We start from the raw sequence: 745 nt of genomic DNA on the forward strand, positions 1-745 counted from the left end.
CGGGCAGCGCCGCTCGCAGGCCGCGCCGCGGACCCGTGAGCAGGGCCGCATCGAGCCCGGCGCCGGCCCCGCTCGCGGCGACCGCACCGAGCTGACGGGCGTCGAGCGAGCGGCGGGTGCCCTCGGCGAGCTCGATCAGCTGGGCCGCGAGGTCGATCGCCGGGCCGATGGCCGTCACGACCGCCGCCGACCGGGCGGACTCGCGGCCGAGCGACCGCAGCGCGACGAGCAGCCGCAGCCGGGCCCGGGCCTGCGCGAGCGTCGTGTCGACCGCGACGTCGACGCCGCCGAACGGGTTGCCCGACCAGCGGGCCGCGATGGCCGCCAGCACCGCGAGCAGCGTCACCAGCGCGAGCACGACGGTCAGCTGCGTGTGCCGCGCGGCGAGGGCGAGCTGCTCGAGCGCGTCGGCCGTCTGCAGGTGGGTGCTGCGCAGCCGCCCGACGGCTCCCTGCCCGGGTAGCAGCGCCGACACGCGGCGGCTCGCGGCGTGGCCGGCCGCTTCGCCGAGGTCGCCGCTGCGCCGGGCGGCCAGCTCGACGGCCGGACCGAGTGCGTCGTCGACCTCCGCGGCGGCGCGGCGGGCGCGTCGGGCGAGGGCCGCCGCGGCGCGGGGATCGAGGTTCGTGGGCTCGACGCTGGTCAGCGCCTGCACCAGCCGCCGGGCCCACTCGGGCAGCACCGGTCGGGCCTAGGTGCGCAGGCCGACCGCGCCGACCGCGTCGGTCGCGTCGAGCTCGGCCAC

1 protein-coding gene is annotated in these 745 nt (G+C 80.0%); it reads right to left on the minus strand.

Annotation, left to right across the window (positions count from 1 at the left end):
* Positions 1-682 (minus strand): hypothetical protein (locus ACYVI6_RS18815; RefSeq protein WP_460447802.1); only part of this gene is annotated, 682 nt, incomplete at its 3' end.
* Between the last annotated feature and the right edge of the window lie 63 nt (positions 683-745).

The organism is Angustibacter aerolatus, from assembly GCF_054776675.1.